Source organism: Streptomyces sp. NPDC048416, from assembly GCF_043200435.1.
In the GTDB taxonomy this organism is placed as follows: domain Bacteria; phylum Actinomycetota; class Actinomycetes; order Streptomycetales; family Streptomycetaceae; genus Streptomyces.
Genome location: NZ_JBICXU010000001.1, coordinates 402,631 through 414,098, shown reverse-complemented (window position 1 = coordinate 414,098; position 11,468 = coordinate 402,631). Strand labels below are relative to the sequence as shown.

General features: G+C 70.0%; 12 protein-coding genes and 2 pseudogenes. 9 read left to right on the top strand and 5 right to left on the bottom strand.

Features of this window, described 5'->3' with window-relative positions; translation table 11 throughout:
• The first annotated feature begins 73 nt into the window (after window positions 1–73).
• From ACGFW5_RS01900 to ACGFW5_RS01890, 3 genes and pseudogenes are all read left to right on the top strand, one after another.
• Window positions 74–890, top strand: a pseudogene (locus ACGFW5_RS01900) (IS5 family transposase).
• Between the two features lie 44 nt (window positions 891–934).
• On the top strand, window positions 935–1,657 hold the full coding sequence (locus ACGFW5_RS01895; protein ID WP_393832170.1) for a hypothetical protein: 723 nt from the start codon (window positions 935–937) through the stop codon (window positions 1,655–1,657).
• A gap of 16 nt (window positions 1,658–1,673) precedes the next feature.
• Window positions 1,674–2,084 (top strand): annotated as a pseudogene (locus ACGFW5_RS01890) (transposase); the annotation flags it as partial.
• A gap of 31 nt (window positions 2,085–2,115) precedes the next feature.
• On the opposite strand, the gene ACGFW5_RS01885 reads toward ACGFW5_RS01890, so the two are convergent.
• The 3 genes from ACGFW5_RS01885 to ACGFW5_RS01875 form a co-directional block, all read right to left on the bottom strand.
• On the bottom strand, window positions 2,116–2,325 hold the full coding sequence (locus ACGFW5_RS01885) for a hypothetical protein (protein WP_393832169.1): 210 nt from the start codon (window positions 2,323–2,325) through the stop codon (window positions 2,116–2,118).
• 83 nt (window positions 2,326–2,408) lie between these two features.
• Window positions 2,409–2,882 carry a hypothetical protein gene (locus ACGFW5_RS01880; protein WP_393832168.1) on the bottom strand — a complete coding sequence of 158 codons (474 nt, stop codon included), beginning with the start codon at window positions 2,880–2,882 and terminating at the stop codon, window positions 2,409–2,411.
• The gene (locus ACGFW5_RS01875; RefSeq protein WP_393832167.1) at window positions 2,857–3,084 is read right to left on the bottom strand and encodes a hypothetical protein; all 228 of its coding nucleotides are present in this window, start codon (window positions 3,082–3,084) and stop codon (window positions 2,857–2,859) included. Before ACGFW5_RS01875 ends, ACGFW5_RS01880 begins: the two co-directional genes overlap by 26 nt.
• A 351-nt stretch (window positions 3,085–3,435) precedes the next feature.
• Between ACGFW5_RS01875 and ACGFW5_RS01870 the strand changes: the two genes are divergently transcribed.
• The 4 genes from ACGFW5_RS01870 to ACGFW5_RS01855 all read left to right on the top strand — a co-directional run bounded on the left by ACGFW5_RS01870 (window position 3,436) and on the right by ACGFW5_RS01855 (window position 7,205).
• Window positions 3,436–4,059, top strand: a complete 624-nt coding sequence (locus ACGFW5_RS01870) for a histidine phosphatase family protein (RefSeq protein ID WP_393832166.1) — start codon at window positions 3,436–3,438, stop codon at window positions 4,057–4,059.
• 181 nt (window positions 4,060–4,240) lie between these two features.
• Entirely contained in the window at window positions 4,241–5,053 is an 813-nt protein-coding gene (locus ACGFW5_RS01865; protein ID WP_393832165.1) for an NAD-dependent epimerase/dehydratase family protein, read from the top strand.
• 89 nt (window positions 5,054–5,142) lie between these two features.
• Window positions 5,143–5,595: a hypothetical protein gene (locus tag ACGFW5_RS01860; protein ID WP_393832164.1), complete on the top strand. Its 453-nt coding sequence runs from the start codon at window positions 5,143–5,145 to the stop codon at window positions 5,593–5,595.
• A 203-nt stretch (window positions 5,596–5,798) separates the two neighbouring features.
• Window positions 5,799–7,205 (top strand): S28 family serine protease, encoded by a 1,407-nt coding sequence (locus ACGFW5_RS01855; RefSeq protein ID WP_393832163.1) that lies wholly within the window; start codon window positions 5,799–5,801, stop codon window positions 7,203–7,205.
• A 148-nt stretch (window positions 7,206–7,353) separates the two neighbouring features.
• On the opposite strand, the gene ACGFW5_RS01850 is transcribed toward ACGFW5_RS01855, so the two are convergent.
• The gene (locus ACGFW5_RS01850) at window positions 7,354–9,174 is read right to left on the bottom strand and encodes a glycoside hydrolase family 3 protein (protein ID WP_393832162.1); all 1,821 of its coding nucleotides are present in this window, start codon (window positions 9,172–9,174) and stop codon (window positions 7,354–7,356) included.
• A gap of 344 nt (window positions 9,175–9,518) precedes the next feature.
• Between ACGFW5_RS01850 and ACGFW5_RS01845 the strand changes: the two genes are divergently transcribed.
• Together ACGFW5_RS01845 and ACGFW5_RS01840 are read left to right on the top strand one after the other, a co-directional pair.
• On the top strand, window positions 9,519–10,217 hold the full coding sequence (locus tag ACGFW5_RS01845) for a DUF5753 domain-containing protein (protein WP_393832161.1): 699 nt from the start codon (window positions 9,519–9,521) through the stop codon (window positions 10,215–10,217).
• Entirely contained in the window at window positions 10,204–10,431 is a 228-nt protein-coding gene (locus ACGFW5_RS01840) for a DUF397 domain-containing protein (protein WP_393832160.1), read from the top strand. The genes ACGFW5_RS01845 and ACGFW5_RS01840 overlap by 14 nt, the downstream gene beginning before the upstream one ends.
• A 57-nt stretch (window positions 10,432–10,488) precedes the next feature.
• On the opposite strand, the gene ACGFW5_RS01835 is transcribed toward ACGFW5_RS01840, so the two are convergent.
• Window positions 10,489–11,259, bottom strand: a complete 771-nt coding sequence (locus ACGFW5_RS01835; protein WP_393832159.1) for a sugar phosphate isomerase/epimerase family protein — start codon at window positions 11,257–11,259, stop codon at window positions 10,489–10,491.
• Window positions 11,260–11,468: the final 209 nt, after the last annotated feature.

The following is an 11,468-nucleotide window of genomic DNA, read 5'->3' as shown; positions in this document are numbered from 1 at the left end:
CGGGCGGGGGCTCCGCCCCCTGCACCCCCGTTCGCGCCTTGGAGTTGGGTGATGTCTCGGCAGGATCTACTGTGTGCCCGCTGATCTCGTGCCTGATGACCTGGGGGAACGCGCTGGTCCGCTGCTACCGGTTCGTCCGCCCCGGCGGCACCGGTATCCCGGGCGGTTGCCGGTGGACGACCGTGACGCGCTTCGTCGAATCGTCCACGTACTGCTCAAGGGTGTGAGCTGGCGGGACGTTCCCGCGGAACAGATCGGCTGCAGCGGGGTGACGGCCTGGCGGCGCCTTCGGGACTGGACTGAAGCGGGGGTCTGGCCCCGCCTGCACGAGGCCTTGCCGGCGGAACTCCGCAAGTCCGGCCTGCTGGATATGCTGGATATGGATGATGCCGCGATCGACGGCTCACACGTCCGGGCACCCAAAGGGGGGCACACACGGGACCGTCGCCGGTCGACCGTGCCCGCCTCGGCAGCAAGCACCACATCATCGTCGACCGCTACGGAACCCCACTCGCTGTCTCTGTGACCAGCGGAAACCGCCACGACGTCACCCAGCTCATGCCGCTGCTCGACTCGATTCCCCACATCCGTGGCCTGCGCGGCCGGACACGCCACCGGCCCCGGCGACCGTTCGCCGACCGCGGCCACGACTTCGACAAGTACCGGCGCCTCATCCGCGCTCCAGGAATCACCCCGAAGATCGCCCGCCGAGCACACCACACGGCTCGGGCCTGGGCAAAACCCGCTGGGTGGTGGAGCTGACCTTCGCCTGGCTCCACCAGTTCAAACGACTCCGCATCCGCTACGAGATACACGGCGACCTCCACCTTGCACTCCTCCAACTCGCCTGCAGCATCATCTGCCTGAGACGACTCAGAACCTCATTCTGAAACGATCAGTAAGAGCACGGAGCCGGGGCGGCATGATGTCCAGCGTGACGAACAGTGCCGATCTCCATCCTGCCCGGATACCGGGTTACGACGGTGGGCCCCTCACGCACCAGACGGGGCTGCTGGATGAGCCCCTGTTCTGGCTGGGACACCTCTACTCGTGTGCCCAGAGCGAAGAGGCCGAAGAACTGCTGTCCGGCGCGGATTACGATGCAGCCGGCGACTTCCAGCGGCGGCTGTGGGAACGGGCCGAGTGGCCGACCTTCACGGTCCCCCTCGCCCATGGGCACCGTCTGCACGTGGTCTACCGCACGCTCACGGACGATGCCGGCACCGACTACCTCCTCCACCACCCCGACTGGGACCAGGCTGAACTCATCGCCCGCGACGACGGGCACTTCATGGGGCCGGGACTGTCCTGGCCCGAGCTCGTTGCGGCTGCGGACAACGCGCTGCCTGGCGGCAGCACCACTGATCCGCACGCCCGCCTGCTGCTCCTGCTGCCGGCGTTCGGGGACGACGCGGTACCCGACGATGCCGTTGACCGCCTAGCGAACGCGCTACGCGCCCGCACCGGTGTGGAAGACCCCAGGTCCCTCGCCGCTGTTCTCCTGGATGATCAAGGAGCTCCCGGCCCCGTGTGCTGGACGACAGCCGGGTCCGACATCTCCGTCAACGATGGCGAGTACTCCTTCCGAAACCCTGCCAACCGCTTCGCGCTGTCGGCCGGTCACCTGGCCCGGGTGGCCAACGCGCTGGCACCGTGACCCGCACGCACACCCTGCGGTCGGCCGCATCATCGGCCACCTCGGTCCGTTGCTCGCACTGCGATCCCGGCGCCGTTTCGCCCGAGGCTCGGTACTCATTGTCGATGGCACGCTGGTGCCCACCCGCGACCACTCGGTCGCCGAGCAGCCCAAGAACTATCGGTACTCCGCCAACCATCAGGTCGTCATCGACGCGGACAGCCGCTTGATCGTCGTGGTCGGCAAACCGCTTCCCGGCAACCGCAGCGACTGCAAGGCATGGGAGGAGTCCGGTGCCAAGGCCGCCGTCGGCAACACCATGACGATCGCCGACGGCGGCTACCCGGGCACCGGCCTCGTGATGCCCCATCGGCGCCGCAAAGGCGACGGCGTCCACCACGCCATGAACGGCATCGCCCGCCTTCACAATCTCGCTCTCACCGGGTAGACGAGAGAACCGGCCGACGGGCACTCGAAGATCAGTTACGGGACAAGCCCTGGCCCGACGGCAGCCGGTACGCGAGGTCCCCGGTCAACTGCCGGGCCTCGTACAGGTCGTCGTCCTGAACGGCCTTGTCGGCCATGGCCTGGAGTAGCCGCACAATGTCCGGCGCCGCCACCAACGTGATCAACGGCTCGCGCGGAGCATCGGAATACGTGCCCGTCACGGGAGCAGCGATGTCGTCCATGGCCGGTCGACTCCCGCACGGCCCACAGGGTTACGTTCCTTGGACCCGCGCGCCGCCGCTGCTGAAGTACCGGGCGGGGCGAATCACTCGCCGTCCACTGCCTTCATGTGCTCGGCGAGGGCCGCCCGAACCTCCTCAAAGCCCCCGCCGGCGGGGATCACCCACTCGCTGTCGTCCCCACCCTCCAGTGCCGGCTCGCTGCTGAAACGGACGAGATCAGGGCGAGGCGCGAGTCCACTGCGCAGCCACAACGCGAAGTGCGCGGCCTCTGTGACCGTCGCACCGACCACCGTGATCACGGCACTGTTCTCCACCGGAGTACTGGCAACGCCCTCCACCCATACCTGCGGCAGGACTTCGGCCTCGAAGTCCACGACAGAGTTCCCGCGGAGGCTGCTGGTGCGGTACTTCGTAAACGCCCCAGGAAATGCCCGGGACAGTGCGTGTGCGAACCCGTCGACTGTCATCTGCCAGGCGCCGGCATCGTCAACGGGCGGGTAGAACATGAACATATACCTGAGGTCGTCTGCCTCACTCACCTCTTGCTTCTCCTTCATGGCACATACCGTGCCGTTCCAGTGACCCGATCTGCGCATTGCGTGGATCGGACATCGCGGCCTTGGAACGCTTCAACTCGCGCTCGTCTCCCGCATACATGCCATCGATCAACGGGATACCGGTGCCGCCGGGGCGGAAGAACCGGTAGCAGCGGACCAACGCGTTCCCACAGGTCATCAGGCACGAGATCAGCAGGCACACAGTAGATCCTGCCGACACATCCCCCAACTCACAGCCCACCAGGCAAAGTTCATTCTGAAACGATCAGTTAAGGGCGCTCGTCCTCAATCGCCGGACAGGCTGAGGATGCCCGAGCAGACCGGCACGGCCCCTGCACCAGTGCCGCCGGGGGCGCGGGGAACTGCGCGAGAAGCGACCACCGCCCGCAGGGGACGACGAAGTTAGGAGCGCGGGGAACTGCGCGACCAGCCACGCACGGCGCGCGCCCGCGCCCGCGAGGAGCACCCCGGGCCGCCCGGGACGGAACCGGCTCCGCCACCCCCGCGTCCCCCATCGCACCCGCATGATCCTCGTCGCAGAAGGACCCCACCCATGACCCGCACCGCCGCCCGTTACCTCTACCTCACCCGCCACGCAGAGGCCTCCCCGGACGAAAGCGACCTCACCGACGCCGGCCGCAGGCAAGCCGTGCTGCTGGGGCAGCGGCTGCGCGCGGCCCCGCTGGCCGCGATCCACCACGGCCCCCTGGCCCGCGCCGAGCAGACCGCACGGCTGATCGGCGACCAGCTCGACGGCGTCCCCCTGCACCGCTCCGAAGAGGCCGGCGACTACATCCCGTACGCGCCGGCCCGCGACGAACTGCCGGAGGAGATGGCCGACGCGTTCACGAAGTTCCTGGACCAGTTCCCGCAGGAGGAGCGCGAACAGGGCGCCCGGCTCGCGGCGACAGCGCTGGCCGAGTTCACCGGCCCCGTCGCGGGCGACGAACCACGCCACGACCTGCTGGTCACCCATAACTTCCTCGCGGGCTGGCTCATACGCGCCGCCTTCGACGCACCCAGCCGGCGATGGATCGGCATCAACCACGCCAACGCGGCCCTGACCGTCATCCGTTACGCACCCGGACGCCCCCCGGCAGTCCTCCTCTTCAACGACATGGCCCACCTCCCCACCGAGCTGCGCTGGACCGGCTTCCCGCAGGAACTCCACATCTGAGATACCGGCCCGAGGCCGCCTGCGGGAGTGCGCTAGAAGTCTGGGGGGACCAGGCGGCCAGCTCCCCCACCCCGACGAACGGAAGAGGGACGACCGGAAGAGGGAAGAGGGGAGAAGAAGGGAGAAGAGGGGGAGGAGAGGGGAGGAGAGGGGAGAGGTGTCCAAACACAGGGGGAGCGCAATGAGTCTGGGAACAGTCGCGATAACAGGAGCGGCCGGCACCATCGGTTCCGTGGTGCGTGAGGCGCTGCGGCCCGACGCGGCACGTCTGGTGCTGCTCGATCGCGTACCGATCCGCCCGGAGGCCGAGAACGAAGACGTGCACACGGTGGACCTGCGGGACGCCGCCGCGGTGGAATCGGCCCTCGCCGGAGCCGACCGCGTGCTCCACTTGGGCGGCGTGCCCGACGAGGCTCCTCTCCCGGACCTGCTCGAAGCCAATGTGCTGGGCACGCACCATGTCCTGGAGGCGGCGCGGCGCATGGCCATCGAGCGGGTGGTGCTGGCGAGCAGCAACCGTGTGACCGGCTTCTACCCCATCGGACATCTCACCGGCCCACAGGAGCCGGCCCGCCCTGACGGCCTCTACGGGGTGAGCAAGGTGGCCGTCGAGGCCCTGGGGCAGTTGTACGCCGACAAGTTCGGCCTGTCGGTGATCTGCCTGCGCATCGGCAGCTTCGAGCTCAGGCCCACCGAGCCCAGGCACCTGGCGACCTGGCTGAGCCCGCGCGATGCCGTCGGCTACATCCGGGCCGCCCTGACGGCACCGTCCTCCACCCGCTTCGCCACGGCGTACGCCGTCTCCGCCAACAGCCGCCGCTTCTGGAAACTCCCCGACGTGACGGAACTGCCGTACGCCCCCGCCGACAACGCCGAAGCCCACGCCGCGGACATTGCCGCGGACGTTCCCGGGGATCTCTCAGCCGATCCGACGGCAGCCCAGGCCGGTCCCTATGCCGAGCCCGAGTTCACCCTCAAGCACCTTCGGCCCTGACTCACGTCGCACGTGGGCCGGGGTGAGAACCGTCGGGCGACTTCTCGCGTCCCTCCCCCCGTACGCGCAAGTGGCGGAAGGGTGCAAGCGTGTTCGGTGCGAAGTTCGGTGCGAAGTTCGGTGCGATGTTCGGTGTGAAGCCCGGTGCGATGGTCGGCGGGGCGGGGAGCAGGGGGCTCCTCGGGCCGGCCCTCGCGGTGTTCGTGGCGGCCGGCGGCCTGGTCGTGTTCGGGCCGGCCGGCGGCAGCGCGGACGCGGCGGCCGCGTGCGCGGGGCGGCCCGTGAAGACGGCCGGGTTCAGCACGGGGGAGCTGCGCCTGTACAAGGGCAACGGGTACGCGTGCGCGGTCACCGTCGCCGACAATCCGGGCCCCCGGCGCCAGATGTCGGTGACCATCCAGGCCCGGGGCGGCGCCCCTGCGGGTGACTCGGGCGCCTATACGCAGCGGGCCGGCCCGATCACCGTGTACTCGGGCAACCGTTGCGTGCGTGCCACCGGCGCGATATCGGGAAGCTCGGCGGCGACGGGCTGGGTCTGCTGAACTCCGGGCGTGTAGAGGGAAGTTGCGGGGACATCGTCTACGCGCGAACGGCGGGCCGGGGCTGATGCGTCCGCGCGCCGACTTGCGTACCCCTTGTGAAGGTCAACTTCCGGGCTCAACCGGGTCTGGCGGGCCCGGTGTTGGCGCGGTTAGGTTCGCGGGGCCACGTTCCGAGCCCACAGGGGCCCCACAGGGGAGTGTGAATGCGCAAGGCGCTCAGATGGCTGTTGTCGCTGGTCGTGCTGATAGGCACGATATCCGCGACGGCGGCCACGGCAGGGGCGGCCACCGCCGCCGAGCCGGACATCAAGGACCGCATCCTGGCGATACCCGGGATGAGCCTCATCGAGGAGAAGCCGTACAGCGGCTACCGCTACTTCGTACTGAACTACACGCAGCCCGTCGACCACCGCAACCCGTACCGCCGGGCCACCTTCCAGCAGCGGATCACGATCCTGCACAAGGACACCGCCCGGCCGACGGTGATGTACACGAGCGGCTACGACGTCTCGACCACCCCCAGCCGCAGCGAACCGACGCAGATCGTGGACGGCAACCAGGTCTCCGTCGAGTACCGGTTCTTCCCGCAGTCGCGGCCCACGCCCACCGACTGGTCCAAGGACGACATCTGGCAGGCGGCCGGCGACCAGCACGCCATCTTCAAGGCCCTGAAGCCGCTCTACTCGAAGAACTGGCTGACCACCGGGGGCTCGAAGGGCGGCATGACGGCCACGTACTACAAGCGCTTCTACCCGCGTGACATGGACGGTGTGGTCGCCTACGTCGCCCCCAACGACGTGGTGAACAAGGAGGATTCGGCGTACGACCGGTTCCTGGCGAACGTCGGCACCAAGGAGTGCCGTGACCGTCTTGAGGGCGTACAGCGCGAGGCGCTGGTGCGGCGGGGCTCGCTGGAGAAGAAGTACCAGCAGTACGCGGCCGACAACGGCTACACCTTCACGACGGTCGGCTCCCTCGACAAGGCGTACGAGGCGGTCGTGCTCGACTACGTGTGGGGCTTCTGGCAGTACCACCTGATCGCCGAGTGCCCGACGATCCCGGCGGACGCGGCACACGCCAGCGACCAGGCGATCTGGGACTCCGTCGACACGATCTCCGGCTTCTCCTTCTACACCGACCAGGGTCTGGCCCCGTACACGGCGTACTACTACCAGGCCGGTACGCAGCTGGGCTCGCCCACCATCAAGCAGCCCTGGCTCGGCAACCTGAGCCGGTACGGGTACCAGCCGCCGCGCGACTTCGTGCCGCGGGACATCCCGATGCGCTTCCAGCCGTGGGCGATGCCGGACGTCGACTCGTGGGTCAAGCACCACGCGGACCACATGCTGTACGTGTACGGGCAGAACGACCCGTGGGGCGCCGAGCGGTTCTCCCTCGGCGCGGGGGCACGTGACTCCTACGTCTACACGGTGGCGGGCGGCAACCACGGCTCGAAGGTGGCCCTGCTGGCCGCCGACCAGAAGGCGAAGGCCACGGCCTCCATCCTCCGCTGGGCAGGCCTGAACCCCGCTCCGGCGAAGCCGGTGGCGAGCTTCGACGCGAAGCTGGACGCGCCGCAGCCGCAGAAGGAACTGGCCCTGCGCCCCTGACCCCGGGGCACCCGCCCCGGCCGGCCCGGGCACCCAGCCCGGCGGGCCGGGGTGGGCTCCGCCTCTTGGGCTGCGGGCCGTGCGTGGCCTGGTCGCGCGGTTCCCCGTGCCCCGGGCGGTGCAGGCGCCGGCCGGGGCACGGGCCGGGCTAGTACGACAGGCCGTGGCCGATCGGGTAGAGAGTCCGGGCCGGGTCGTCGGCGCGGGGGACGGGCACCGGGAGGCGGCCGCGCGGATCGGCTCGGCCCGCCAACACCCGCACCGCCGCCCGCAGTTCGACATCGGTCCAGGAGTACGTCGCGAGCGACGCCCCGAACCCGCTCAGGTACGCGATGTCGTACGGGTTGCGCAGGGCGATGTGGACCACCGGCACACCGCTCGCACCCAGGGCCGCCACCAGCCGGCTCTGCGCCCCGTCCGGCCCCGCGTTGTACGTGCCGACGATCACCGCGTCCTGCCCGGCGCAGGCTGCCACCGCCGCGTCGATCCGAGCGGGGGACGGCAGGGACCCGGTGCTCAACGCCGTTGCGCGGAAGCCCAGTTCGGTCAGTGCGGCGGCCAGGACGGCTGTGGGCGGACCCGTCGTGCCGGACGGGGAGTCCGGATCGGCGCCGACGACCAGCACGCGGCCGTGCCGCCGCCCCGACAGCGGGAGCAGCCCGCCCGGGTTGGCGAGCAGCGTCGTCGTGCGCTCCGCGATCGCGTCCGCCGCGCGCAGGTGCGCCCGCGTACCCACCACCCGGGCCACGCCCCGCGCGGACACGTACGGCCGGTCGAACAGTCCTCGCCGCTCCTTGAGCCGCAGGATGCGCAGCACCGACGCGTCGAGGCGGGCCTCGCTCAGCTCACCGCTCGCCACCGCCGCCCGCACCCCGCCGAACGCCACGTCCAGCTTCGGCGGATCCAGGAGTTGGTCCACGCCCGCCTTCAGGGCCAGCACCGGCACCCGGTCGTCCCCGTACTTGTCGCGTACGCCCTTCATGCCGAGCGAGTCCGTGATGACGACCCCGTCGTAGCCGAGCTGTTCGCGCAGGATGCCGGTGAGGATGGGACGGGAGAGCGTGGCGGGGTCGTTGCTCGGGTCGAGGGCCGGGAACTGGATGTGCGCCGTCATGATCGCGTCGATCCCGGCGGCGATCGCCGCCTTGAACGGCGGTGCGTCGAGCCGTTCCCATTCCTCCCTGGTGTGGGTGATCACCGGGATGCCGGTGTGGCTGTCGACGCTGGTGTCGCCGTGCCCGGGGAAGTGCTTGGCGGTGGCCGCCACCGAGGACTCCTGATAGCCCCGCACCTCGGCCGCGACCATGCGGGCCACGGCCGCCGGGTCCGCGCCGAAGGACCGTACGCCGATGACGGGGTTGGCGGGGTTGATGTTCACGTCGGCGTCGGGGGAGTAGTCCTGGCGGATGCCGATCGCGGCGAGCTCGGCGCCCGAGATCCGCCCGAGCGTACGGGCGTCCTCGGTCGAACCCCCGGCCCCCATCGCCATCGCGCCAGGGAAGAGCGTGGCGGGCTTCCCGACCCGGCACACGGTGCCGTGCTCCTGGTCGGTGGCGATGAGCAGCGGCACCGGCACGCGCTGGGCGAGCCCGGCGGCCTGGATGCCGTTGGAGAGGGCGGCGATCTGGTGCGGGTCGCGGGTGTTGTGCGCCCAGGTGAAGTAGATGATGCCGCCGACGTGGTACGTCGAGATGAGTTCGGCGGCGTCGCGCACCCCGATCTCGCGGAGGTTGGCGTCGATGTCCGCCTGGTCGGGCGCGGTCGCGGAGTCCCCGTAGATCCGCATCACGAAGAGCTGGCCGATCTTCTCCTCGACCGACATCCGGGCGATGATGGCGCGCAGTCGGCGGTCGACGGCCGAGCGTGTGCCGTCCATGGCCCACGCGGGGAGCCGGGACCCGAGTGCGGTCGCGGCGGCCACGGCTGCGGTGGTGGTCAGGAGGCTGCGTCTTGAGGTGCGGTGCTGCACGTGCGGCTCCTTCCGGCGAGGCGGTGCTGCCAGGGCGTGGCAGAAACTTCCACGTCCGCACCGTCGTCCGAAAGTAATTGCCGGTCAAGGTTCTGCGCACGACCCCCCACCCCGGCGCGCCGCGCCCACCCCGGGCCCGGGGGGTGCGGGGCCGCGGGATCCCCACCCCGCCCCTTCCCGAAACCCTCCGGGGGTGGGAGAGGGGCTGAGGTCCAGGCTTCTGGGGCTACGCCCCAGACCCCGTTCGCGCCTGAACGGCGTTCGTCCTCAAACTCCCCCAAGGCCTTAAGGGCCAGGGTGGACCCCCATGACAGGCTCGCTGTGCCCATGCCGCCCGGCATGGAGTGGTTGAGGGGCGCGGGGAACTGCGCGACCAGCCGCGTACGGCCCGCGCCCGAAAGAGGGGTTCCCGGGGCTCCGCTCCGGGCCGGACGGGCCGAAAATGTACATGCGGTCGCAAGGTCGCCGAACACTTCGCTGAGGCGCTGGAGTTCGAGCAGCAGGCCACGGTGATTCACCAGTACGCACCAAAGCTGGTGCCGGGGTTTTTGCAGACGGAAGCGTATGCGCACGACGTACTCAGCTCCGGCCACCCGCCCAAGAGTGACCAGGAGCGTGACCGGCTTCTCGAAGCGCGGCTGGAACGTGCCGGGGTCCTCCACAACTTCGACAAGCCGGTGGTGTGGACGATGCTCGACGAGGCGGTGTTGCGGCGACCTATCGGTGGGCCACGCGTGATGTGCCAACAGCTTCGGCACCTGCTGGCGCTCGGGGAAAGCCGTCGGATTCGCCTCCATGTACTCCCGTACGACGCGGGTGCGCACGCGTTGCTGGAGGGGCACCTCTCGCTGCTCTGGTTCAGCGACCTGCCGCCCATCGCGTATGTGGAGGGTCTTAAGAGCGGCAGACTGTGGGAACTTCCCTCCATCGTGCGCCAGTGCCAGGAGGTCTACGATCACGCTCTGGGCGACGCGTTGTCGCACCGAAGGTCCCTGGCGCTGATCCGGTCTGTGGCGGAGGATTACGAGAATGAAGCGCAGTGAGCACATCGTGCCCAACGCCTCGGCTCTGGCCGGTTGGCGGAAGTCCAGCTACAGCGGTGGCGACAGTGGCGAATGCCTGGAGTTCAGCGACGCCTGCTCCGGGTGCGTGCCCGTGCGGGACAGCAAGAACCCGACCGGGCCGGCCGTCGTGTTCGGGACGGGTGCGTGGACCTCGTTCGTGGATGCGGTGAAGGGCGAAGCGCTCAGCGGCTGACGCCGCCCACGCCTCCCGGAACGCTTGTCCCGCCGCCCTGACCCCGGGGCGGCGGCCTCACCCCCTTGCCTCTGCCAGGCCGGTCAGGAGGTCGTGGCCCGCCCGGAGCAGTCCGGGAAGGGGGGCCGCGCGGGGGTACCAGCGCTTCTCGTACTCCCAGCACAGCCAACTGTCCTGCGGGAGTTGGGCCACGCATGGGCCCAGGGGGAGTACGCCGGTTCCGAGGGCGAGCGGAGTGGTGTCCTCGGCGGATGCGATGTCCTTCACCTGGGTGTAGCCGAGGTGCGGGGAGAGGTACGTGAACGACTCCGCCGGGGTCTCGCCGCCGAGCCATGTGTGCATGACGTCCCAGAGCGCGCCGACGCCCTCGTGGCCCACGCGGTCCAGGACGCGGGCGGTGGCTCTGCCCGTGCGGTGGGAGTCGTGGGTTTCGAGGAGGAGGCGGATGCCGTTGCGGTGGGCCAGGGGGGCGGCCTCGGCGAGGCGGCGTACGGCGGTGTCGTCGTCGGCGGGGGTGTTGTTCCCGCCGGGGAACACGCGGATGTGGCGGGCGCCCAAGTCGGCTGCCAGCGCGATGAGTTCGGGGAGGTCCGTGGTGTCGGCGGGGTCTGCGACCCGGGCGTAGGCGGCCAGGGCCAGGATCTCGATGCGGGCGGCTTCGAAGCGGCGGGTGACGGCCTTGCGCTGGGCGGCGTCGAGGCCGGGATGGACGGGTTCTTCGGGGTGGGTACGGAGTTCCACGCCGTGGTAGCCGGATTGGGCGGCCAGGTCTGCGACGCGGGGGAGGCCGGTGCCGGGGAGGCCGAGGGTGGAGAGGGCGAGCTTCATGGGGCCGGGCCTTTCCGGTGGGGTTTCTTTTCGGGGGCGGGGTTCCGGAGTGCGGGGTTGCAGGGTGCGGGGTTGCAGGGTGCGGGGCTTCAGGGTGTGAGGTTTCAGGATGCGGGGTGGTGGGGGCGTTTGCGCAGTTCCCCGCGCCTCTGACTCCGGGTACGTGTGCGGATCGCGCTGGCGCGCGGGGTGGTGGGGGCGTTTGCGCA

What these genes read in the sequence shown, in the direction of transcription:
- ACGFW5_RS01840 (WP_393832160.1), top strand. Translation starts at nt 10,204, where the DNA reads ATGAAGCGCAGTGAGCACATCGTGCCCAACGCCTCGGCTCTGGCCGGT.
- ACGFW5_RS01855 (WP_393832163.1), top strand. Translation starts at nt 5,799, where the DNA reads ATGCGCAAGGCGCTCAGATGGCTGTTGTCGCTGGTCGTGCTGATAGGC.
- ACGFW5_RS01885 (WP_393832169.1), bottom strand. Translation starts at nt 2,325, where the DNA reads ATGGACGACATCGCTGCTCCCGTGACGGGCACGTATTCCGATGCTCCG.
- ACGFW5_RS01835 (WP_393832159.1), bottom strand. Translation starts at nt 11,259, where the DNA reads ATGAAGCTCGCCCTCTCCACCCTCGGCCTCCCCGGCACCGGCCTCCCC.
- ACGFW5_RS01865 (WP_393832165.1), top strand. Translation starts at nt 4,241, where the DNA reads ATGAGTCTGGGAACAGTCGCGATAACAGGAGCGGCCGGCACCATCGGT.
- ACGFW5_RS01880 (WP_393832168.1), bottom strand. Translation starts at nt 2,882, where the DNA reads ATGAAGGAGAAGCAAGAGGTGAGTGAGGCAGACGACCTCAGGTATATG.
- ACGFW5_RS01870 (WP_393832166.1), top strand. Translation starts at nt 3,436, where the DNA reads ATGACCCGCACCGCCGCCCGTTACCTCTACCTCACCCGCCACGCAGAG.